General features: G+C 37.2%; 22 protein-coding genes. 4 read left to right on the top strand and 18 right to left on the bottom strand.

What is annotated here, in order from left to right:
* The first annotated feature begins 38 nt into the window (after nt 1-38).
* A complete protein-coding gene (locus tag RU87_RS02855) occupies nt 39-938 on the top strand; it encodes a diacylglycerol/lipid kinase family protein (protein WP_068160148.1) in 900 nt (299 codons plus the stop codon).
* A 49-nt stretch (nt 939-987) separates the two neighbouring features.
* On the opposite strand, the gene RU87_RS02850 is transcribed toward RU87_RS02855, so the two are convergent.
* Nucleotides 988-1,725: a LysR family transcriptional regulator gene (locus RU87_RS02850; RefSeq protein ID WP_068160150.1), complete on the bottom strand. Its 738-nt coding sequence runs from the start codon at nt 1,723-1,725 to the stop codon at nt 988-990.
* 105 nt (nt 1,726-1,830) lie between these two features.
* Between RU87_RS02850 and RU87_RS02845 the strand changes: the two genes are divergently transcribed.
* Nucleotides 1,831-2,349: a DUF4865 family protein gene (locus RU87_RS02845; protein ID WP_068160152.1), complete on the top strand. Its 519-nt coding sequence runs from the start codon at nt 1,831-1,833 to the stop codon at nt 2,347-2,349.
* Between the two features lie 131 nt (nt 2,350-2,480).
* Here the strand turns inward: RU87_RS02845 and rbfA are convergent, their stop codons facing one another.
* The 6 genes from rbfA to rimP form a co-directional block, all read right to left on the bottom strand.
* Nucleotides 2,481-2,831, bottom strand: coding sequence for a 30S ribosome-binding factor RbfA (rbfA, locus tag RU87_RS02840; protein WP_068160155.1), 351 nt, complete (start codon nt 2,829-2,831; stop codon nt 2,481-2,483).
* Between the two features lie 67 nt (nt 2,832-2,898).
* Complete coding sequence (gene infB / locus RU87_RS02835; protein ID WP_068160156.1) at nt 2,899-5,544, bottom strand: translation initiation factor IF-2; 2,646 nt, start codon at nt 5,542-5,544, stop codon at nt 2,899-2,901.
* 134 nt (nt 5,545-5,678) lie between these two features.
* The gene (locus RU87_RS02830) at nt 5,679-5,996 is read right to left on the bottom strand and encodes a YlxQ-related RNA-binding protein (protein WP_068160158.1); all 318 of its coding nucleotides are present in this window, start codon (nt 5,994-5,996) and stop codon (nt 5,679-5,681) included.
* A gap of 8 nt (nt 5,997-6,004) precedes the next feature.
* Complete coding sequence (gene rnpM / locus RU87_RS02825; protein WP_068160163.1) at nt 6,005-6,331, bottom strand: RNase P modulator RnpM; 327 nt, start codon at nt 6,329-6,331, stop codon at nt 6,005-6,007.
* A 27-nt stretch (nt 6,332-6,358) separates the two neighbouring features.
* Entirely contained in the window at nt 6,359-7,456 is a 1,098-nt protein-coding gene (nusA, locus tag RU87_RS02820) for a transcription termination factor NusA (RefSeq protein ID WP_068160169.1), read from the bottom strand.
* Nucleotides 7,457-7,489: 33 nt separating this feature from the next.
* On the bottom strand, nt 7,490-7,963 hold the full coding sequence (gene rimP, locus RU87_RS02815; protein WP_068160594.1) for a ribosome maturation factor RimP: 474 nt from the start codon (nt 7,961-7,963) through the stop codon (nt 7,490-7,492).
* Nucleotides 7,964-8,241: 278 nt separating this feature from the next.
* Here rimP and RU87_RS02810 point away from each other — a divergent pair, with 278 nt between their 5' ends.
* Nucleotides 8,242-9,201 (top strand): calcium/sodium antiporter, encoded by a 960-nt coding sequence (locus RU87_RS02810; protein ID WP_068160172.1) that lies wholly within the window; start codon nt 8,242-8,244, stop codon nt 9,199-9,201.
* A gap of 58 nt (nt 9,202-9,259) precedes the next feature.
* On the opposite strand, the gene der is transcribed toward RU87_RS02810, so the two are convergent.
* From der to RU87_RS02755, 11 genes are all read right to left on the bottom strand, one after another.
* A complete protein-coding gene (der, locus tag RU87_RS02805) occupies nt 9,260-10,570 on the bottom strand; it encodes a ribosome biogenesis GTPase Der (RefSeq protein WP_068160174.1) in 1,311 nt (436 codons plus the stop codon).
* A 156-nt stretch (nt 10,571-10,726) separates the two neighbouring features.
* Nucleotides 10,727-11,614 carry a primosomal protein DnaI gene (dnaI, locus tag RU87_RS02800; RefSeq protein WP_068160176.1) on the bottom strand — a complete coding sequence of 296 codons (888 nt, stop codon included), beginning with the start codon at nt 11,612-11,614 and terminating at the stop codon, nt 10,727-10,729.
* A gap of 1 nt (nt 11,615) precedes the next feature.
* On the bottom strand, nt 11,616-12,806 hold the full coding sequence (locus RU87_RS02795; protein ID WP_068160178.1) for a DnaD domain protein: 1,191 nt from the start codon (nt 12,804-12,806) through the stop codon (nt 11,616-11,618).
* An 85-nt stretch (nt 12,807-12,891) separates the two neighbouring features.
* Nucleotides 12,892-13,344 carry a transcriptional regulator NrdR gene (gene nrdR, locus RU87_RS02790; RefSeq protein ID WP_068160180.1) on the bottom strand — a complete coding sequence of 151 codons (453 nt, stop codon included), beginning with the start codon at nt 13,342-13,344 and terminating at the stop codon, nt 12,892-12,894.
* Complete coding sequence (gene trmB / locus RU87_RS02785; RefSeq protein WP_068160181.1) at nt 13,319-13,987, bottom strand: tRNA (guanosine(46)-N7)-methyltransferase TrmB; 669 nt, start codon at nt 13,985-13,987, stop codon at nt 13,319-13,321. The genes nrdR and trmB overlap by 26 nt, the downstream gene beginning before the upstream one ends.
* 110 nt (nt 13,988-14,097) lie before the next feature.
* Nucleotides 14,098-14,898: a phosphotransferase family protein gene (locus RU87_RS02780; protein WP_068160183.1), complete on the bottom strand. Its 801-nt coding sequence runs from the start codon at nt 14,896-14,898 to the stop codon at nt 14,098-14,100.
* Nucleotides 14,899-14,941: 43 nt separating this feature from the next.
* Nucleotides 14,942-15,211: a Veg family protein gene (locus RU87_RS02775; RefSeq protein ID WP_231860422.1), complete on the bottom strand. Its 270-nt coding sequence runs from the start codon at nt 15,209-15,211 to the stop codon at nt 14,942-14,944.
* Nucleotides 15,212-15,288: 77 nt separating this feature from the next.
* Complete coding sequence (gene dnaB, locus RU87_RS02770) at nt 15,289-16,650, bottom strand: replicative DNA helicase (protein WP_068160188.1); 1,362 nt, start codon at nt 16,648-16,650, stop codon at nt 15,289-15,291.
* Nucleotides 16,651-17,103 (bottom strand): 50S ribosomal protein L9, encoded by a 453-nt coding sequence (rplI, locus tag RU87_RS02765; RefSeq protein ID WP_068160191.1) that lies wholly within the window; start codon nt 17,101-17,103, stop codon nt 16,651-16,653.
* A gap of 45 nt (nt 17,104-17,148) precedes the next feature.
* On the bottom strand, nt 17,149-19,101 hold the full coding sequence (locus tag RU87_RS02760) for a GGDEF domain-containing protein (RefSeq protein ID WP_068160194.1): 1,953 nt from the start codon (nt 19,099-19,101) through the stop codon (nt 17,149-17,151).
* A gap of 139 nt (nt 19,102-19,240) precedes the next feature.
* Complete coding sequence (locus tag RU87_RS02755) at nt 19,241-19,882, bottom strand: HAD family hydrolase (protein WP_068160195.1); 642 nt, start codon at nt 19,880-19,882, stop codon at nt 19,241-19,243.
* A gap of 207 nt (nt 19,883-20,089) precedes the next feature.
* Here RU87_RS02755 and RU87_RS02750 point away from each other — a divergent pair, with 207 nt between their 5' ends.
* Nucleotides 20,090-21,436: an aspartate kinase gene (locus tag RU87_RS02750; RefSeq protein WP_068160198.1), complete on the top strand. Its 1,347-nt coding sequence runs from the start codon at nt 20,090-20,092 to the stop codon at nt 21,434-21,436.
* Nucleotides 21,437-21,478 lie beyond the last annotated feature (42 nt).

Below are 21,478 nucleotides of genomic sequence, written 5' to 3'. Positions count from 1 at the left end.
TCAACATAGCTACGTTTTATTTTGGTAAACTATTGAGTATGACATATTATATTTTAGCTAATCCCTTTTCAGGAAATGGACAGGGCAAGCGTGTGACAAAAGCATTGATACCCTATTTGGCACAACAAGGTATCAGTTATGAGTTGTTTGAAACACAACACGCTTTTGATGAAGCACGACTGATCAAAGTCATTATGACTCAAAAGACACCTTTAGATAGGGTGCTAATCATTGGTGGAGACGGTACGCTATCATTAGCACTTAACGCTTTGACCCCCGAGCAACCATTCTCCTACATCCCTGCTGGTTCAGGAAATGACTTTGCACGGGCTTTTGGGATCCCACTAAATCAGCCACTCAAGGCTTTCAAAAAGCTGCATCAGGCAAACCCGCAAACGATTCATGTCCTAAAATATGACAGTCAAGAGATGAGCGGTATCGCAGTAAATAATATCGGTATCGGCTTAGATGCTGCAATCGTGGCTGCAACAAATAAAGGAGAGGTCAAGCAACTATTAAATAAAATTAAACTAGGTAGACTCGCCTATTTATTAAATGCTTTAGCCGTGTTATTCTCTAAACGCCCCTTTTCCATTACCGTCAATCATACTGAGTTTACACAGGCTTTTCTTTTCACGATGACCAAGCATCCATTTTTCGGTGGTGGCATCCCACTTGCACCGAAAGGCTCTCTCTTAGAGTCTGATATTCATTTAGTCGAACTTGATCATTTTAATCTAATTGGGATAGTCGCACTGATTCCAAAAGTTTTTAAAGGAAAGCATTTCACAAATAGGCATGTACATTATCAGATAGGCAAAACCTATACTCTATCTACTACGTCAGAGCAACCAATGCAAATTGACGGTGAAACCTTTGTCATTAAAGCCAACAAACCATTATATGTTACAACAGAAGAGCGGTTGATCATGAATTGATCAACCGCTCTTTTATGATTCATTAGACATCAATCCAACCAATAATAGATTAATTAACTTTTGTATAATGATAATACCTAATCTCGCCTGCTTTTTGATCCCATTTTTGCAAGTTTTTTATGTCTAAAAAATAATCCGGTAACAAGGCTAGCCCTTTCCCTCTCTCAACAGCACTGATAATATTTTCAAAAGAATCCAACTCTACAATATGTTTCCCATCAGAGTTATCATGCAATGTCTTTTGTCTAAAAGGACAGTTTTGATCACGATTAACATAAAAGCAATTAAAGTTATCACCTATCAGCTGACTGTCAAATAAATAACTAACTGGCATTGTTTTTTGAATTTCTGTTACCCCACGTAAATGATTAAGTTGTGTGAAGCTGAAAATTTCATGATAGAAGGCCAGTTGTGATTCTTGCACTATATCAGAAGTTTTTTTGATGATAATTTGATCTTGATTAAGATCAAGTTGTTGTGTCTTATGGATATCATAATGCAACAACAGTTCTGAGATCAACACTAGTCTGCCTTGTATGTTTAAATTTTTTTTAAATCTCTCGAACTGTTCAAGTGTTAGCCTTGCATAATCATAAAATTTATCTCCTGCAATAGTAGGCATCAGACCATTATATGTCCTGATAAATAGCGGTGTATTCATCTCAGTTTCTATATTTTTAAGACGCACGCTTAAGTTAGATTGGGCATAGCCTAAACTAATTGCACTTTGATTAAGAGATCTTGTTTCATAAATATTAATAAATATAGTTAAGTCATTAAAATTCATAATCAGCTATTTACCTATCGTTTTTTTATATTAGTATATCATATTTTGATAGTATTCAAGATCCATAAAAATGTCTATACTATAATAGAAAAGGAGAATAAAACAATGCAAGCAATGAGATATGAAATTAATTTACCAGCCGATTATGACATGACACTTATCAGAGAGAGGGTAACTAGAACCGGTTACTTAATGGACGGATTTGAAGACTTATATTTTAAAGTATTTCTTATTTCTGAAATCAGTTCAGGTAATCTTACTAATAGCTATTGTCCGCTCTACGTTTGGAAACAGACAGATGGCATGTCGAAATTTATTTTTGATGGATATTTTGATAATATTTTATCATCTTTTGGTTGGCAACAGATTGAAATTGGTATAACTTCAAACATATTATTGAGTAAACAATTCACTAAAAGTAAATTTGTTACAGAAGAAGCAAGTGCCATATTGCCAGTTAAAAGTTTAAAACAGTCGATGCCTAGCCTATCTTTGGCAGAAACAGAAACAGGGAAATTAGTTATCTATAATCCTGATAAATGGCAAAGCGTGACCTATACTTTTTATGAAACCAAGCCAAACACACATAAAAAGTGTTTAGAAATTCTACATATTTCAAATTAAAGTTTAGCGTGTATTTTTTACAGCAATCTCCTAAGCCAAATAAGTTATATCTCGGATATATTGATCAAACTGACTACCTTATCTAAAACAAAAAAATGACTGATCATCTAGATGCATCAGTCATTTTTTGATTAATCTTTATTCAAATTTCTAAGCAACTCATCAATTTTGCCGCCATAGGCAACAGACTCATCTTTTGCAAAAGTCAAATCTGGAATTTTATAAAGCGTCATGCGCTTAGCAAGCTCACTCTTAATTGCACCAGTTGCTTTTTTCAAGCCTGTTTTAGCTTTTTCATTATCAGATGCAAGATCTGATAACAAACTATAATAAATCGTTGCTTGACTCAGATCACCTGTTAATTGTACATCTGAAATATTAACGTCTTGTACACGTGGATCACGGATTTTCAAACGCAAAATATCATTAATTTCACGCATCAATTCAACCGCTACACGGTCACTACGGTGTGTATTTGACATGATTTTCTCCCTTCATGAAAACATCGGATTTAAAAATATCAGTGAATCAAAGCACAAATCAAACAGCTTAACGCTTGATTTCAACCATTTCGTAGACTTCAAAAGTATCATCAACAGCAATATCATTGTAGCCATCAATCATGAGACCACCTTCATTACCTTTTCTAACTTCTTTCACGTCATCTTTAAAATGTTTTAATGATGCTAGTTTACCATCAGCAATAACAATCCCTTCACGAATCACGCGAACACTCGCATCACGTTTAACTGAACCAGATAAGACCATAAATCCGGCAATGGTACCCACTTTTGAAACTGTAAAGGTTTCACGAACGACCGCTTCACCAATAACTTTTTCTTCAAATTCTGGATCAAGCATCCCTTTCATCGCTGTCTCAACTTCTTCAAGCACCTTATAGATAATACTGTGAAGTCTGATTTCAACATCATCAGTTTCAGCTTGCAGGCGAGCAAGAGGTGTCGGACGCACATTAAATCCGATGATAACAGCATTTGCTGCTTCAGCTAGAGACACATCAGACTCGTTAATCGCACCAACAGCGCTATGGACGATATCTACTTTTACACCTTCTACATCAATCTTTTGTAAAGATGCAGCTAGTGCTTCAGCAGACCCTTGTACATCAGCTTTAATGATGACATTAACTGATTTAATTTGTCCTTCTTTAAGGGTATCAAAGAGATTTTCTAAGCTAACGCGATGTGTATTATTACGTTGATTGAGTAACGCACGCTTAGCACGCTCTTCACCGACTGAACGGGCTGTTTTTTCATCTTCAAAAACAGCAAAGTGATCACCGGCTTGTGGTACATCATTTAGACCTGTAATTTCTACTGGGCTTGATGGGCCTGCTGATTTTTCACGACGACCTAAGTCAGTCACCATCGCACGAACACGACCAAACGTATTCCCTACTACGATAGGATCTTGTTGATGAAGTGTTCCTTGTTGGACAAGAAGTGTTGCAATCGCTCCTTTACCTTTATCCAAACGCGCTTCTACAACAGTACCAATTGCTTTAACAGTCGGATCAGCTTTTAATTCTTGGATTTCTGATACTAAAAGTACAGTCTCCAATAACTCATCAATATTTGTGTTAAATTTCGCTGAAATCTCAACAAATTCAGACTCTCCACCCCAGGCTTGACTCATAACGCCATGTTCTGCTAATTCTTGAATCACACGTTGTGGATTAGCACCTGGTTTGTCAATCTTATTGATTGCGACAATCAAAGGTACACCAGCTGCTTTAGAGTGATTGATCGCCTCGATTGTTTGTGGCATTACACCATCATCTGCTGCAACGACAAGAATCGTAATATCAGTTACAGAAGCACCACGTGCACGCATACTAGTAAAGGCCTCATGTCCTGGTGTATCTAGGAAAGTGATTTTTTTACCATTTGAGGTGATTTGGTAAGCACCGATATGCTGCGTGATCCCACCCGCTTCGCCACTTGTGACACGCGAATTACGAAGTGTATCTAGTAAAGTTGTTTTACCATGGTCAACGTGCCCCATGATCGTTACAACTGGTGGACGCTCGATTAATTGGTCTTCGTTGAGATACCCATCTTCGATAAATAGACGTTCGATATCTGTTTTATCTTCTTCAACTTTTTTCTCAGGCGTAACACCATAATCTAAAAGTAGCAACTCAATTGTATCAGCATCCAATGATTGGTTTTGCGTCGTCATGATACCCATCATGAATAATTTTTTCACCAATTCAGCTGGTTCACGTTTCAAACGTTTTGCTAGATCAGCAATTGTCATACCTTCTGTATAGACAAGACTTTCTGGTAATTCATGGAACTTACGTTGTACAACTGGTTGTGGTGCTGGCTGTTGTCCGCCACGTTTACCTTTTTTCTTCTTATTGCTGTTCCAGTTAGAGTTACGTGCATTTCTAACTTGATTACGGTTATCATTAACACGAAGTGGGCCACCTTGACGATTACCGCCACCGTTGTTTTGACCTTGATTTTGACTAGCACCAGTGTTATTACGTTGTTTTTTATTTTTATTGCGGTTAGTATTACCTTGACTTGTTGCTGCTGGTGCGATGTCTGCTGCACGTTGGATTACTTTGATCCCACCGTTTTTCGGCTTCACATCAGCAGCACGTGTAATCACTTTGATACCGCCATTGGCTGGGCGTTCTGTTTTTTTAGGCGTTTCTACTTTCACTTCTGTTTTTGTTTCCACCTTGTTTTCCACTTGTTTAGTAACAGCTTTATCAGAAGAAACTGATTGCGTTTTTTCTGACACTTCTTTTTTTGGCGTTTCTTGTGTTGCGTTCACTTCAGCTTCCGTTTTCTTCTCAGGAACTACTGTTTTGCCACCAACAGAAATAACTCGAGCACTACCAACTTCTTTATCTGACAGCACTTTCTTACCACCAACAACGAGTGGTCGGTTACCTGTCTCTGTTTCACTTACAACTTTTTTACCACTTACACTAGTTGCTTTATTGGCCACTTTTTCTGATTGATTAGTGACTTGTTTGTCAGATTGATCCGCTCCGCCGTTAGCTTTAAGAGAGCTTAAAAGTGCTTTAGTTTGCGTAGCATCAATACTTGAACTATGAGATTTGACTGGTAAGCCAATTTTTTGTGCATGATCTACAAGTTCTTTATTGGTGAAACCACTCTCTTTGGCGATTTGGTTAATACGTTTTTTTTCAGACAATTCAATGTCCTCCTTTTTCATCTGGTTAACAATGAACACACCATTAGCCTAACAGTTAACGCTAAAATACTAAGTCAGCGTTAGATTAAGACTATCTTTATGGTATTAATTGTTCATGATACCTTTTTTTCTGCTTATTTCATAAGACTCTCCATTTTCTTGGCAAATCCTTTATCTTGAACAGCGATAACTTTCCGATCACTACCGATAGCGTGAGAAAGTTCTGCTGAAGAAAATATGTCTAGCATGGGAATTTCATAATAGGTTGTTTTATCTGTAATACGTTTGACAAGATTAGGTGCCGCATCATGCGCGACAAAAACTAATCTAGCACGTTCTGCTTGGATTGATTTGATAACAAGTTCTTCACCTGTTACAATTCGTCCAGCTTTTTTTGCCATTCCTAAGGAATTGGACAATTTAGTTTTGTTAACTTCTGTTATATCAGTCATGTTTAGCCTTAAATTTCTGGTGCTTCATCTATAGAATAGGTCACTGTTGCTAATTTTTTACGTTCAACTTGATGGTCCACATATTGAATTAACTCATCATAAAATGCCTCTAAAATTGAAGTCTGAAAGACGCGATCAAACACGCGCTTTTGTTTTGCTTGCAACGCTTCTTCATTTTTAATAGCAATATAAGCGCCTCTACCTTGTGCTTTTCCAGTCGGGTCAATACTTATCTCACCAGCTTTATTATACACAATCCGTAATAATTCTTTTTTCGGAAATTGCGCATTGGATACAACTGATTTTCTTAACGGAATCTTTTTTGTTTTCACCATCAAAACTTCCTCCTACTACTTAGCGACTTAATCAAGCACGTCATCTGAAACAGCTGGTGTTAAGGGTTGCGTTTCACTTTCTAAAGCTTCTTGATCAAATTTAGTTTGAGATTTGATATCAATCTTATTATTCGTCACATGTGCTGCTAGACGAACATTTTGACCACGTTTACCAATCGCTAAGGATAATTGATCATCTGGTACGATTACTACAGTTTCACCAGTAGCTTCATCAATTCTGACATCACTTACTTGTGCTGGTTTCAACGCATTTTTGATCATCGTTGCACGGTCGTCATTCCATTCGATAATGTCCATGTTTTCACCGTGTAACTCATCAACTAAAGTACGAATTCTTGAGCCACGAGGACCAACTATAGTCCCGATTGCATCAACATTAGCATCGTTAGATTTGACGATGACTTTCGCACGATCACCAGCTTCTCGAGCGATACTAATAATCTCAACAGTCCCATCATAAACTTCAGGGATCTCTTTTTCAAACATTCGCTTCAGCATCTCAGGATGTGTACGGCTAACGTAGACGATAGGTCCTTTTTTAGATTGCTCTACAGCAGAAACATAAACCTTTACTTTATCGCCAATTTGGTAGCGTTCACCTGGGATTTGATCACGTTTACCAAGCATACTGTCGACTTTACCAAGATTGATAAAAATCGCACGATCATCTACACGTTCTACAGTCCCTTGAATGATTTCATTTTCGTAGCGTTTGAATTCATTGTAAATAATTGTATGTGATTCTTCACGCATTTTGTTCATGATGACTTGTTTAGCTGCGTTTGCTGCTGTACGTGCAAAATCTTTTGGTTTCTCTTCAAAACGAATCTTGTCACCAATTTGATAATGAGGATTCAATGCTAATGCATCATCAAGGCTCATCTCAAGACGGCTATCAAAGACTTCATCCACCACTTCACGTGTTGAATAAACAATAAAATCACCCTTAGCATCGTTATACTCAATCGTTACATTTTGAGATTGATTATATTGTTTTTTGTAAGCTGCGGTTAAAGCTTCTGCGATTGCGCCAATAACAACTTCAGGTGAAATCCCCTTTTCTTCTTCTAAAAGGGTGAACGCAGCTTGCATTTCCTTACTCATGTGCTTCCAACTTTCTTTTACTTGATTTAATTTTTATAATTTAACTTGTGTGCGCGCTTTTGCGATATTTGTATAGGGAATGTCAACTGTTTTTTGTCGTGTTTTATCCAGGTATGTTAGTGTTAGTACACCAGCATCAAACTTGACTAGATCCCCTACAAATTCTTTTTCACCAGCTATTTTTTGATAAAGTTTGACAAAGATATACTCGCCAACATGTTTCTCAAAATCAGCCTCTTTTTTTAGGGGGCGTTCAGCACCAGGACTTGCCACCTCTAGCATATAATCCGAGGGAAAAGGGTCTGGTGTGATCTGATCAAGTTCAGGACTGATAATTTCTGATAGATCAGCCGTATCTTGTAAGGTAATCCCATCAGGTTTATCAACGAGTACAGATAAAACATCATCTGCTCCCATTTTAGCCCATTCGACATCAACAAGTTCAAACGGTTCTGGCAACTTGCCTTCTAGCTGTTCAAAAACAAGTTCTGTAATTTTTGTAGACATTAATTTCCTTTCTACATAAGCGATGTGGTTATTGTAGATCGCTATTAAGTAAACAACAGGAGCGCCCAATGTGAGCGCTCCTTTCTATGTTCTATAGTATTATTATATCACACCTTGACTAAAATGCAAGTTTTGGGGCTAATACCTCTAAACTATACGCATTCATTAAAAATTAATCATTCTATTACTGTTAACATAAGCGCAAGGTACAGGTTACAAAATTAAATTTATCAGATTAAAAGTTTTGACATTATTCTATAACATGGTAACATTGAAGTATGGTTATAAAAATATTACTTGTACTACTTGGTTTTATATTGATTATCATCGGAGCAGACTTGCTCGTTGATGGTGCACGCAATATTGCAAAAAAATATCGAATTCCAGATGTCGTGATTGGTCTGACAATTGTCTCTCTAGGCACTTCTTTCCCTGAAATTATGATTACCATTACCTCGGCGAAAAACGAGTATCATGATCTTATATTTGGGAATGCTTTGGGATCCAACATTGTCAATCTAGGGTTAATTTTAGGAACTATAGCCTTGATTAAGCCAGTTTATCTAGATCGAGATACTAAAAACATTCATTTACCACTTGCTGTTATGGCGACTGCTGTTCTTGCTTTCATGGGGAACGGACTAATTGGTACTGATCATGTCATCTCGAAACTAGAAGGTTGGCTCTTAATTGCTATGAGCGTGGTCTACTTTATCGTACCAGCCTATAAATCACTTCATCGCATTCAACTCACAAAGCAACATCGTGCAGATCAAATAGAAGATAACATATCATTACCAAAATCACTCATCTACATCGTCCTAGGGTTTATTGCCCTCAAATTTGGTGCTGATTTTGCTGTAGATAATGCAACCATTATCGGACAACAAATCGGTATCCCTGAAAGTGTCATCGGCCTAACGATTGTTGGGATGGGGACTGCCTTGCCTGAGTTAATTACCTCAATAACAGCTACCCTAAAAGGAACTGAAGGACTTGCGATCGGTAACTTGATTGGGTCTTGTATCCTCAACCTATTTCTTATCATCGGGTTAGGCGCTGCTATCAATCCTTTAAGCTTCCTACCTATCTTTAACTTAGAGTTGATGTTTCTGTTTGGCCTCACTTTTCTTGTTTGGGTCTTTTCATATCTTGGCAAACGTAATACCTTGTCACGAGTAGAAGGCAGTATCTTAATTCTTTGTTTCGCAGGGTATATGTTTGTCTTATTCAACTAAGTTCTGCGATAAAATGCAACAAAAAAACTTCTGATCATGATATCAGAAGTTTTTTTGATTACTTACGTTTACGCGAAATCAAATGAATAGGGGTCCCTTCAAATACAAATGCTTTTCGAATTTGATTTTCTAGCATCCTAGCATATGAAAAGTGCATCAACTCTTCTTCGTTTACAAAAATAACGAAGGTAGGTGGTTTGATCGCAACTTGTGTCGCATAAAAAATCTTAAGTCTACGGCCTTTATCAGTTGGTGTTGGATTAATCGCAATCGCATCCATAATCACATCATTCAATACGGCAGAAGGAATTCTCATGCTTTGCGCTTGACTCACTGATTTAATTAGCTCAGGTAATCTGTTTAGGCGCTGTTTTGTTTCAGCTGAAACAAAGACAATCGGTGCATAACTTAAATATTGGAATTCATCGCGAATTTTTTCTTCCCATTTTTGAAGTGTTTTGTTATCTTTCTCGATCGTATCCCATTTGTTGACTACAATGATAATCCCACGCCCAGCTTCATGTGCAAACCCTGCGATGCGCTTGTCATACTCTCGAATACCTTCTTCAGCATTTAAGACCATCAACACAACGTCAGAACGATCAATCGCACGCATGGCACGCATTACTGAGTATTTTTCAGTAGATTCATAGACTTTACCACGTTTACGCATACCCGCGGTATCAATCATCGTAAATTCTTGACCATCAGCATCTGTAAAGTTCGTATCAATCGCATCTCGTGTAGTCCCTGCAATCGGGCTTGCAATCACACGGTCTTCCCCTAAGATGGCATTAATCAAACTTGATTTACCAACATTTGGACGTCCAATTAATGAGAATTTAATCATATCAGGATTTTCTTCTTCAGTATCTGCTGGTAAGTTCTCAACAATTGCGTCTAGTACATCCCCTGTACCAATACCGTGAGATGCAGAAACTGGATAGGGATCTCCTAAGCCTAGGCTATAAAAATCAAATATCTCCATCCGACGTTCTGGGTTATCAATTTTGTTCACAACAAGGATGACTGGTTTTTCAGTTTTGTATAACATCTGAGCAACATACTCATCTGCATCTGTCACACCATTTTCACCATCTACGACAAAAACAATCACATCTGCTTCATCCATCGCGATTTCAGCTTGTGCTTTAATCTGCGACATGAAAGGTGTGTCAGCCATTTCGATACCACCAGTATCAATCATGGCAAATTTATTATTTAACCACTCACTTGTTGTATAAATACGGTCACGTGTGACACCAGGTATATCCTCAACAATGGAGATACGCTCTCCAGCGATTCGATTAAATATTGTTGATTTACCGACATTTGGTCGGCCTACTATTGCTACGGTTGGTAATGCCATTAATTTTCTCCTCTATGTTACCGTGCTTGTCCACTTGCTAAGCACTCATTTACTAGTATAACACAAATATACAAGATAAAAGTGCCATCTTTAAGATAGCACTTTTATCTTTGTCATATCATGCTGCAAACTTTAAAAATTCAGCATAAACAGCTGTTACCCATTACGACGATTTTCACCTGCAAGGAGATATTCGTCAGATAATTTATGGACACGCTCCATCACACGCTTAGCTGGCCATGTTTCGTCTCCTTTTTTAGTCATCGCTAGGTGCTGCTCTAACTCAACCATCGTTAAATTTGATGTGAAGAATGTCGCTAAATTTTCTTGCATGCGATATTGCAAAATAACTTGAAGGATATTATCTCGAATCCAATCATTATTACTTTCTGCACCGATATCGTCTAGGACGAGTACATCGACTTTTTTGACTTCATTGGCTTTGGTCTTCAACTCATCAAAACCAGAACTCTCTGAGATAAATGACGGATAATGTATTAAGGTTGTCGAAATACCTTTTCCTGCCAATTCGTTTGCCATAGCTGCCATCATATAGCTTTTACCAACGCCAAACTGACCATAGAGATAGACACCTTTCTGATTTGGATAATCAGAAATAAAACTTGCTACTGCCTGATATGCTTTGATCCGATTAGCATCATCTAACAGGACATCGTCCCAAGAAATATTAATCACATCTTTGGGCATACCAATCAGCCTAACACGTCGTTTTTTGCTCAGATCGGCTTCTTTTGCTAATGTTTCGGCAGTTGCGCGATAAGTGACATCTGCAAATCCTTCATTATTAAATAAGATGGGTTCATAACCCGCTATCTTAGTTTCAATACCTGCCTCAAACTTTGCTTTTTCGGTCACGTATTCATTAAACTTAGATAAAGATTTATTAATTTGTAGTGACTGAAAGTCATGTTCAGCTATAAAGGCCTGAACCTCTTGATTTTCTAAAATTTTTGCTGTTAATTGTTGATATTTATCCCAATCAAGACGAGCGCCCAGGCCGTCTGCTATAGAGTCAAAAGCCATTTCAGTCACCTCCATTCATTTTCTTAAGTGTATCACGTTTAATTTTTTCAAGTTCAGCTTGTTGATCTTCACTCGTCTCATTTTTATAAGCTGGTTCATACCACTCAGGTGTTTGACTCCCTACTGGTGCAGTCGTCTTTTTAGGTTGTCCCTTTTGCTTGATTTTCTCAGCTTGTTTACTTTGATACGTTGCTAACCATTTGACTGCTAACTCTGCAGATGTAATTTTATCTTTTTTCCAACGGTTAGCTTGCTCTTCTATATAATCCGAGATATTAGAATATCCGCGAATCTCCAGAAAATAAATAATCAGCATATTTTGAATCTCATCAGACACGCCATCACGTGATAATCTTGCTAAAAGTTGTCTCTCTTTTTGTGTTGGATGCCCATCAAATCGACGCTTTTTGATTTGTGCTAGTAGCACCTCTGGTCTGCCAGATTTTGCAGTCCGTATTAATGCTTGTTCTGCTTTTGAAAAATCAACTAGCTTAGGCTGCTTTTGGTTTTGCGTGATGAGTCGACGTGACATATTTGCTGTGTTCATTGAATGATCTACATTTTGTGTCACTTCTGCTATCTTGAATAATTGGTACCAATCTAATCCAAATTTTTCAGATAATGCATAAAGCGCCAAGATATCCTTTGTTTCGTCAACATAATGGATACCTTGTTGCTGCATGGCGATTTGAAAAGCACCCATATCTAACTTTTGTTCACCCGTTTGAGTCGATAAACCTGTTTCGGGCTCTTGAAGTTCTGATACACGATAGACATCAGAAAACTTTTTCGATGTTTTCTTTCCTGAAACTTCTGTTGATAGCATCAGCTTGCCTACTGCAGTCTGGCCTATTTTGTCGATTAAGAGTTGTTTATATAGTGGATCCGACAAAAAAACTTCTGGCGTTAAGTGGCTATATAAGACAAAATGAATGTGCCCATGATCATCATAGATATCTAGTAACTTTAATGCTGATAGTTTATCAATACTAGTTTCTAAATCATTCATACCATAATCAAGTTGATTTAATAGCTCAGATAGTCTACCTGTCTGAGAAGGAAATGCACGCAAAAATTGATAAAGCGCAAAGCCGTTTAAGCCTAGCAACGGTTGATAATAGCGCACAAATATATCAGCATCAAAGCTGATTTTTTCACTATTATAACAAGTAAATTTATCAATTGGTCTCATCGCAACTCCTCTTATGATAAGGTTTCACATTCATGACTAGTGTATCATCTATTGTTTTGTCTAAGCGAGTGATAGAGGGCTTAGCTTATTTATTTTTTTTGGTAATATTTCGTAGCAACTCTTCAAGATCACTAACATCTTTAAAGCTACGATAGACACTAGCGAATCGAACGTAAGTAATTTCATCTAGTTCAGCCAATTCTTCCATCACATACTCACCAACGACATCAGAACTGACTTCATTTTCAGCAAGCATACGTATTTTTCTCTCAACACGTTCAACTGTTTTTTCAATCGCTTCTGAGGATACTGGACGTTTCTGTGCACTGCGAACAATTCCTGTAATGATTTTATCACGGTTAAATACTTCTCTCGTGTCATCTTTTTTGATGACTAATAAGGGCATTTCTTCGATGCGTTCAAACGTGGTAAAGCGATTATGACAAGTTTCACATTCACGACGCCGTCTGATACTATTCTCAGATTGTCGGCTGTCAACAACTCTAGATTCTTCAGATTGACATTTTGGACATTTCATCTTGAAATTGTGCCTCCACACGATAGATCACTTGACCTTTTTCAGAAAATTTAGTTTCATATTCTGTCTTGACATTTTGCTCAGCAAACGTTTCATCTGCATGTAAATCTAACCATACCTGATTAAGTGTCATGCCATATTGACTCATCGCACTTAAAGAGTATTCAAACAAGCCTCTGTTATCCGTTTTAAAATGTATCTGACCTTGTTTGACAAGGATCATCTCATACGTTTTAAGGAAATCTTTGTAAGTTAAGCGTCTCTTCTCATGACGGCTTTTAGGCCATGGATCTGAAAAGTTGAGATAGAGTTGATCTACTTCACCATCAGCGAAATAATTCGTCAAACTACTACCATCTACATGTAACAACTGAACATTTGGTAGTGCCAGCTCTAAAACTTTATCTAAAGCATAAGATAGCACAGTTAATTGCATATCAATCGCAATATAATTAATATTTGGATTTTTTTGTGCCATTCCTGTAATAAACGCACCTTTACCAGATCCTACTTCAATATGGATAGGATTTTCATTACCAAATTTTTCTGACCATCTCCCCTTAAATGCTTCGGGATTTTCAACGACGTATTGGGTATTTTGAGCCATCATCTCTGGTGCACCCTTACGATTTCTAACGCGCATCTCTACTCCTACTCTATGCTTTTATATCATGCAATGTTACTTTGGGTTAATTCAAAAGCGATATTAATTCCCATTAACAGAAACAAGGAGACACCAGTCTCCTCTTTACTTTATTTAAAAATATTAGAAAAATTTCTTAATCCGATAATTTCTAGATTAGCGGCTTGTAAATTATCTGACCACAAATTCTCATTAATTTGTTTTAGAAACGATAACATACCGTACCATTTTACTTTCGCATAAGCTTCTTCATCTACTCGGTAGCCTGAGTATGACAACCACTCTCTCCATTTATTTGGTGCGATATAATGACTTAACAAATGTGCCACATCAACAAAAGGATCTGATAAAGCCACGGTATCCCAATCTACAAGATAGATTTTACCGCTATGATCATTTTTCAACCAATTATGATGATTCACATCGCCATGAACGACAACTGCTTTTTGAGGATCAAACTTCGGAGTTGCTTCACGTAACTCTGATAACATACCTGATAGATAGGAATTGTTTAATAAACTCTTATGTGCGTCTTTATATAACGTATCCACTAAGTGCCTAGGTGTTGTGACATGATTACCAAATTTTTTGAAGGCTTCTATCAACATCTTGCTATGGTGTAACGTTGCAAGTGTCTGATTGACTTGCATATCTCCCATCTCAGTAGCATCTAAGACAAGACCATCTATCCAAGATTGTGCCGTTAACATATCGCCATTGCTATTACGTTTTGTCCAGATAATTTTTGGCGTCAAACCAACTTGTGAAATTGACACTAATAACGGGCTTGCATTGACTTTTACAAAGGCTTTTTGATTACCAAACGTAGCATAAAATACGTTGTTGATATTCTGACCAAATGAATTATTTAAAGGCACATAATGCCAATCTACATCATTTCCTTGTATCACGATGATAGAATCCTCCTTCCCAAATCATTTTTCAACACCCTGTTTAGCCTTTATAGTGGATCAATGTAGACTGAGTTAAAATATCAGCATACATATAAGATTCAACAATTTTTTGACCTCTAGGTAAGTATTTTTCTACAACAAAGTGTGTATCAAAAACTTCTGTCAAGGTTACTTTATGTCTGTTCTCACGTTTACGACCGTAATGATCTGTGATTTCAACTTCTTCACCAAGGTGTAATGCTACCTCTTTTTTGATTTCGATTATTTTTCCGACTTCTTGGCTATCCATTTTATTCTCATTTCTTTGCATTCTTCTCATTCACCTAGATGAACTTTTACAGTATTTCTATTATAACATGAAAGGGCTCTTAAAATCTACAGTATATTTTAGTAGTATCCCCCTGAGTCATGGTGTGTATCAATACTGGTAAACTTAGTAAATTGACCTACCCACATCAATTCAGCTGTACCTGTTTCACCTGAACGATTTTTGGCAAAAATAATTTCTGCCTTATTATCGATTTCTACCTCTGTATCATTTGGATTTTGATAATAAGCTTCCCGATGAATAAAGGCAACAATATCTGCATCCTGCTCAATAGACCCTGATTCACGCAAGTCTGATAGTTTAGGTCGTTTATCTTCTCGTTGTTCCACACCACGACTGAGCTGACTGAGGGCAATTATCGGCACTTTCAATTCCTTAGCCAACACTTTTAGTTGACGAGAAATTTCAGAAACCTCTTGTTGTCTATTTTCTTTACCTGTACCCGTGATGAGTTGTAGGTAATCGATTAAAATAAGTCCTAAGCCATCTTTTTCCTGTGCCAGTTTTCTTGCTCTTGCTCGAATTTCAGTGATTTTTATCCCTGGTGAATCATCAACATAAATGCTCCTATCAGCGAGTTGACCTTGGGCAATAATTAGATTGCTCCAATCATCATCAGTTAATTTACCTGTTCTCAAGGCAAAAGCATCGATTAAGCCTTCTGAGGAAACCATGCGGTTAACTAAACTTTCAGCACCCATCTCCAAAGAAAATATCGCGACTGTTTGTCCCAACTTACCAATATTAGCAGCAATATTTAAGGCAAAAGCAGTTTTCCCCATTGCAGGACGTGCTGCTAAGATAATCAATTCACCTTCATGAAGTCCCGTTGTTTTCTCATCAAGCGCAGGATATCCTGTCGAAATACCTGTAACGGTCGATTTTTGTTTTGACAAGCGCTCAATTTCATCGTAATTCGCATCAATGATTTCTGATATTTTTCTAAAACCAGATCGTGTTCTGCCTTCTGTAACAGCCACAATCCCTTTTTCTGCCATCGCAATGATATCATCTGCTGGTTCATCTTGAGAATAAGCACGCTCCACCGAATCAGTCAACTGACGAATGAGTTTACGAAGGAGTGATTTCTCAGAAACTATCTTTGCGTAGAAAACAGCATTAGCAGCCGTTGGTGTACTGGCCGCTAATTCTGCTATATATGAAATCCCTCCAATAGTCTCAAGGTCTCCTTGATTATCTAAAAGGGTATGAACAGTCAAGACATCAATCGGGCTGCGTTCATCTTGCAAACGCGTCATGATTCGAAAGATGATTTGATGCGACGTTTTATAAAAGTCTTCTGCTACCAAATATTCAGATACTTCTATTAACCGCTCGCTATCAAGGAAAATAGCCCCAAGTACAGCCTGCTCTGCTGGTAAATCTTGTGGTGGTGCTTTCAGCACATCGATATCAGCCATTTATTTCTCCGAAATTTTTACACGTATTGTTGCTGTAACATCCTTATGTAATTTTACTGGTACATCTTTTGAGCCAATTGCTTTTAAAGGATATTGTAATTGAATTTTATGCTTATCTAATTTTAACTTAAACTGATCATTTAAGGCATCTGCAATTTTTTTCGAATTGATTGCGCCAAATAAACGACCATCAGCACCAACTTTTTCTTTTATTTCAACGATTGTTGAGTCTTTTTCCAACTCAACTTTCAGTGCTTGGGCTTCTGCTAAAATCTCTGCTTCTGCCTTTTCTTCTGCTCTAACTTGTCCAGATAAAGCAGCCATTGCTTGACCTGTCGCTTCTTTAGCCAAATTTTTCTTGATTAAAAAGTTTTGTGCAAATCCTGTGGGTACTTCTTTTACCTCACCACGTTTACCTTTACCTTTAACATCTTGTAAAAAAATAACTTTCATTTTATCTCCTTTTACACCCTAACTAACTTACTTTTTACTCAGCACCTAACCGTTGATCAAGTCTAATAATTCTTCTTTAACATCGTTAGGGGTTTTATCATATACTTGGGCGGCTGCATTATTAAAATGCCCACCACCACCTAATTTTTCCATGATACGTTGGACATTGAAGTCTCCTGAAGACCTTGCTGACACAGCAACATATCCTTTTTCATGATTCACAATTGCAAACGCTGCATCTACCCCCACCATATCAAGTAAGGTATCAGCGGCCTTAGCTGTTGTGACATTATCGTACATCTTGCGATAAAGCCCTACACCAAAAGCGATATGATCGTGAAATTCAGCATTCAATACAATTTCATTGACTTTTTTATACTTATCAAACTCAGTTGCCAATAAGGTTTTGATCAAGTTATTGTCAGCCCCTTGCGAGCGTAAGAAAGAAGCGGCCTCAAACGTTCTCGTTGTTGTGCCTTTAGAGAAGTTTTTGGTATCAACAGAAATACCTGCTAAGGCTATAGAAGCTTCTACTTTTGACATTTTCTGCGGTTGATCATTTTGATATTGGAGTACCTCAGTAACCAACTCAGACGCAGATGACGCACCACTTTCGATGTAAGTCAACAAGGCATTCTTTGGAAAATCTTCGTCACGTCTATGATGGTCAATCACAACCACTTTGGCAAAGCTTTTATAAAACTCATAATCCATCGTTTGACTTGTTTTTGAGTGGTCAACCATAATTAACAAAGAATTTGTTTTCTTCAATTGTCTAGCGGTGTCCATTCTGATGATATGGGCAAAGCCGTCTTTAGACTCATTTAATTTGTCAATAGCACGTTCAACATCTGGCAATAACTGTTTTTCGTCATACACAACAAATGCTTCTTTATTGTTCATATTGGCAAATATTTTCGTCACAACAGCAGCACCTAATGCATCCATATCCGGATACTTATGCCCCATGACAAACACATTATCAGATTCTCTGACAATCGTTCTAAGTGCTGTTGCAATTGCTCTAGCTCTTGTCCTAGATTTTTGAATATGACTTGCTGAATTACCACCAAAATAAATCGGTTTAGCCGTATTAATATTTTCTTTGATCACGACCTGATCGCCACCACGGACAAGTGCCAATTCTAAGTTATTTAATGCTGTTCTACCAATTTTAGAAAAATTTTCTAACCCATAAGACATCCCAATTGACAGTGTCAGAGAGAAATTCTTTTCTGTCGCTTCTTCACGAAAAGTCGTTACAAATTCAAATTTATCATCCATGATCTTTTTCAACGTTAAATAATTTGTGTACACATAGTAACGACTGGCATTATAACGACTTGTATAAACATTATATTTACTTGAAATTGCATCAATCTTTGTTGCGATAAAATTGTTGATCAAGGTACGACTACTATCTGAAATCAAGTCAGTCGCATCATCATAGTTATCAACTGATATGATCCCGATAACCGGTCTACTTTCGCTGGTAATCGTTTTTGCGACCACTTCACTTGTCGCATCAATAAAATACAATAGATGCTTTTGATGATCAATTTTAATGGCATATTTCTTTTTGCCAACAGGCAAATACTGGACACCTTGGTCGTCAATATCTTGTACAATTTCTTTAATTTTATCAGCTTGTAATTTTTCTTCATCATTTGCAAAAATAATATCAACATAAGGATTAAACCATTCCGGCGTATAATCCTTATCTGAATACCGAAGGACGCCGATAGGCATTGTATCTAACGTTGCATTCAAAGAATTTTCAGCAAGATCATTGAGCGCACGAATATTATCGAGATTTTTTGCATTCGCAGCTCTTGAACTCACTAGAAAAACAACCGTAATCACGACATTCACAATCAGTAATAACACGATTTCTGTTTGTTGAAAATTTGCAAACCGTAGTATTAACAATTCAAACAAATAAACCACGGTCATGAAGATGATAATCGCTAATGGTACAAACATTTCAAAACGTTTCACTTCACACCTACTCCTAAAACCATCAGTTGATACTCACCATCTGGTTATTTATTCCTAATCACTAAACTATACTATAATAGTTCATTTTATCATATTATCAGCCATTTTCAAAATATGATTACCATTGCAAACAGGTGCCTTATAGCCTTGCGTTGATTTGAGTTAACGTATCAAAGAGTTCAACTGCACCACTTTGATCTAAGCCAAACTGGTGATCTCTTATCCCCCAAACAGTTGCACCCGCTGCAACACCTGCTGTTATCCCTTTTGTGCTATCTTCGATAATCAGGGTTTCGGTTGGTGCAGCATCTAACTCTTTCATGGCAACTTGATAAATTTCAGGATTTGGTTTTGATTCTTTAAAATCATCTCCAGATAAAACTACATCAAAGTACTTAGCTAAGTTAGTCATGTCGAGTGCTTTCAATATTTCTATTTTTGCAGTACTAGATGCAAGCCCCAATCGATAGCCTTTTTTCGTCAATTCTTCCAAAATAATGGGGGCATCCGAAAAAAGTAGTGTATCATAAGGGATTATATGATCACGTTTATATTGCATGTACTCTGCTTGTAGGGCTGGTACATCCCACTTATCGTAATCGTCTGCCAATATCATCTGCCAGACTTGCTTCATATTACCACCGATAAATACCAAAGGTGATAAATGTTTGATCGAAATACCTTTACTAGTTAAAAACGTTTCACGTCTCGTGTAATAATAGTTCTCTGTATCAACCAAAACACCATCCATATCAAAAATAATAACTTTAAATTTACTCATATGACCTATTTTACCAAAATATTAAAAATTGCGTATTGAAAATTTTCTGAATTTTCGCTAAAATAGTGTATTAACAGGTCTTTCATAAGTCACTTATCAGGTTATCTCTTATTTGTTAAACGGTTTGACTACTGTTAGATCATACTTTAAAACTTAATTAAAATCTAATCGAGTCATTAAAAAAATCTAATCAAAGGAAATGTTATTTTGAAAGTTATCAAATTTGGCGGTTCATCACTTGCAAGTGCTGAACAACTCACAAAAGTCCTTAATATTGTCAAAACTGACGATCGCCGTAAATTCGTTGTTGTTTCTGCTCCTGGTAAACGACATGGCAAGGATACTAAAGTAACCGATGCATTAATCGCCTACTACGAAGCTTACACATCAGGAAAAGATGTTCATGAAAACCAAGAATGGATTATTGCCCGCTATCAAAGCATCTGTGATGAGCTAGGTATTCCTGGTGTTGTCATGGCAAGTATTTCAGAGGATATCCACTCGCTTGCAACATTACCAATTACCGATAATCAATTTTTATATGATACGTTTCTTGCAGCAGGTGAAAACAACAACGCCAAACTCATCGCTGAATATTTCAGTGAAAATGGCATTAAAGCAAGATACGTTCATCCAAAAGAAGCAGGGATTATCGTGACACCTGAACCTGGTAATGCACGTCTACTACCATCAAGTTACAAGAAGATTGAAACATTAACTCATTATGATGAAACCTTAGTCATCCCAGGCTTTTTCGGCATTACTGAAGATAACCAAATCTGTACTTTTTCACGTGGTGGCTCTGATATTACAGGGTCTATTATCGCAGCTGGTGTACACGCAGAGTTGTATGAAAACTTTACAGATGTTGATGGCATATTCTCAGCTCACCCAGGTATCATCTCTAACCCAAGTTCTATCACAGAATTGACTTATAAAGAAATGCGTGAACTTGCTTATGCTGGTTTCTCAGTCCTTCATGATGAAGCCTTATTACCAGCTTATCGTGCTAATATCCCACTTGTTATCAAAAATACGAATAATCCAGATCATCCTGGTACACGTATTATCGCTAATCGAACAACAGCAGGTAGCCCAGTTGTTGGTATTGCTGGTGATGGTAATTTCACATCCCTAAATATTTCAAAATATCTGATGAACCGTGAAGTTGGGTTTGGTCGTAAAGTCTTACAAATTTTGGAAGACTTTAACATTCGCTTTGAACATATGCCCACTGGTATCGATGATATGAGTATTATCATCCGAAATCGTTATTTAACAGAAGAGACCGAGCAACACATCACGCAAAAAGCAACTGATGTCCTCCACCCAGATACCCTTCATTTTGAAAAAGACTTATCTATCATTATGATTGTTGGTGAAGACATGAATGAGCATATCGGTGTCACAGCACGCGCTGCCAATGCCTTAGCAGCTGCTGGCATTAACATCGAGATGTTATCCCAAGGATCTTCAGAAGTATCTGTCATGTTTATCGTCAAAACTAATCAAGAAACAGCTGCTATCAAAGCTTTATATGCTGAATTTTTCTAACCTATACAACATAAAAAACAAAAGCACAATTCTTTTAAGAAT

Origin of the sequence: Pseudolactococcus plantarum (assembly GCF_002441715.1) — a bacterium.
In the GTDB taxonomy this organism is placed as follows: domain Bacteria; phylum Bacillota; class Bacilli; order Lactobacillales; family Streptococcaceae; genus Pseudolactococcus; species Pseudolactococcus plantarum.
Note: the sequence above shows the minus strand (reverse complement) of the source record. Positions and strands in the feature narration are given on the sequence as shown.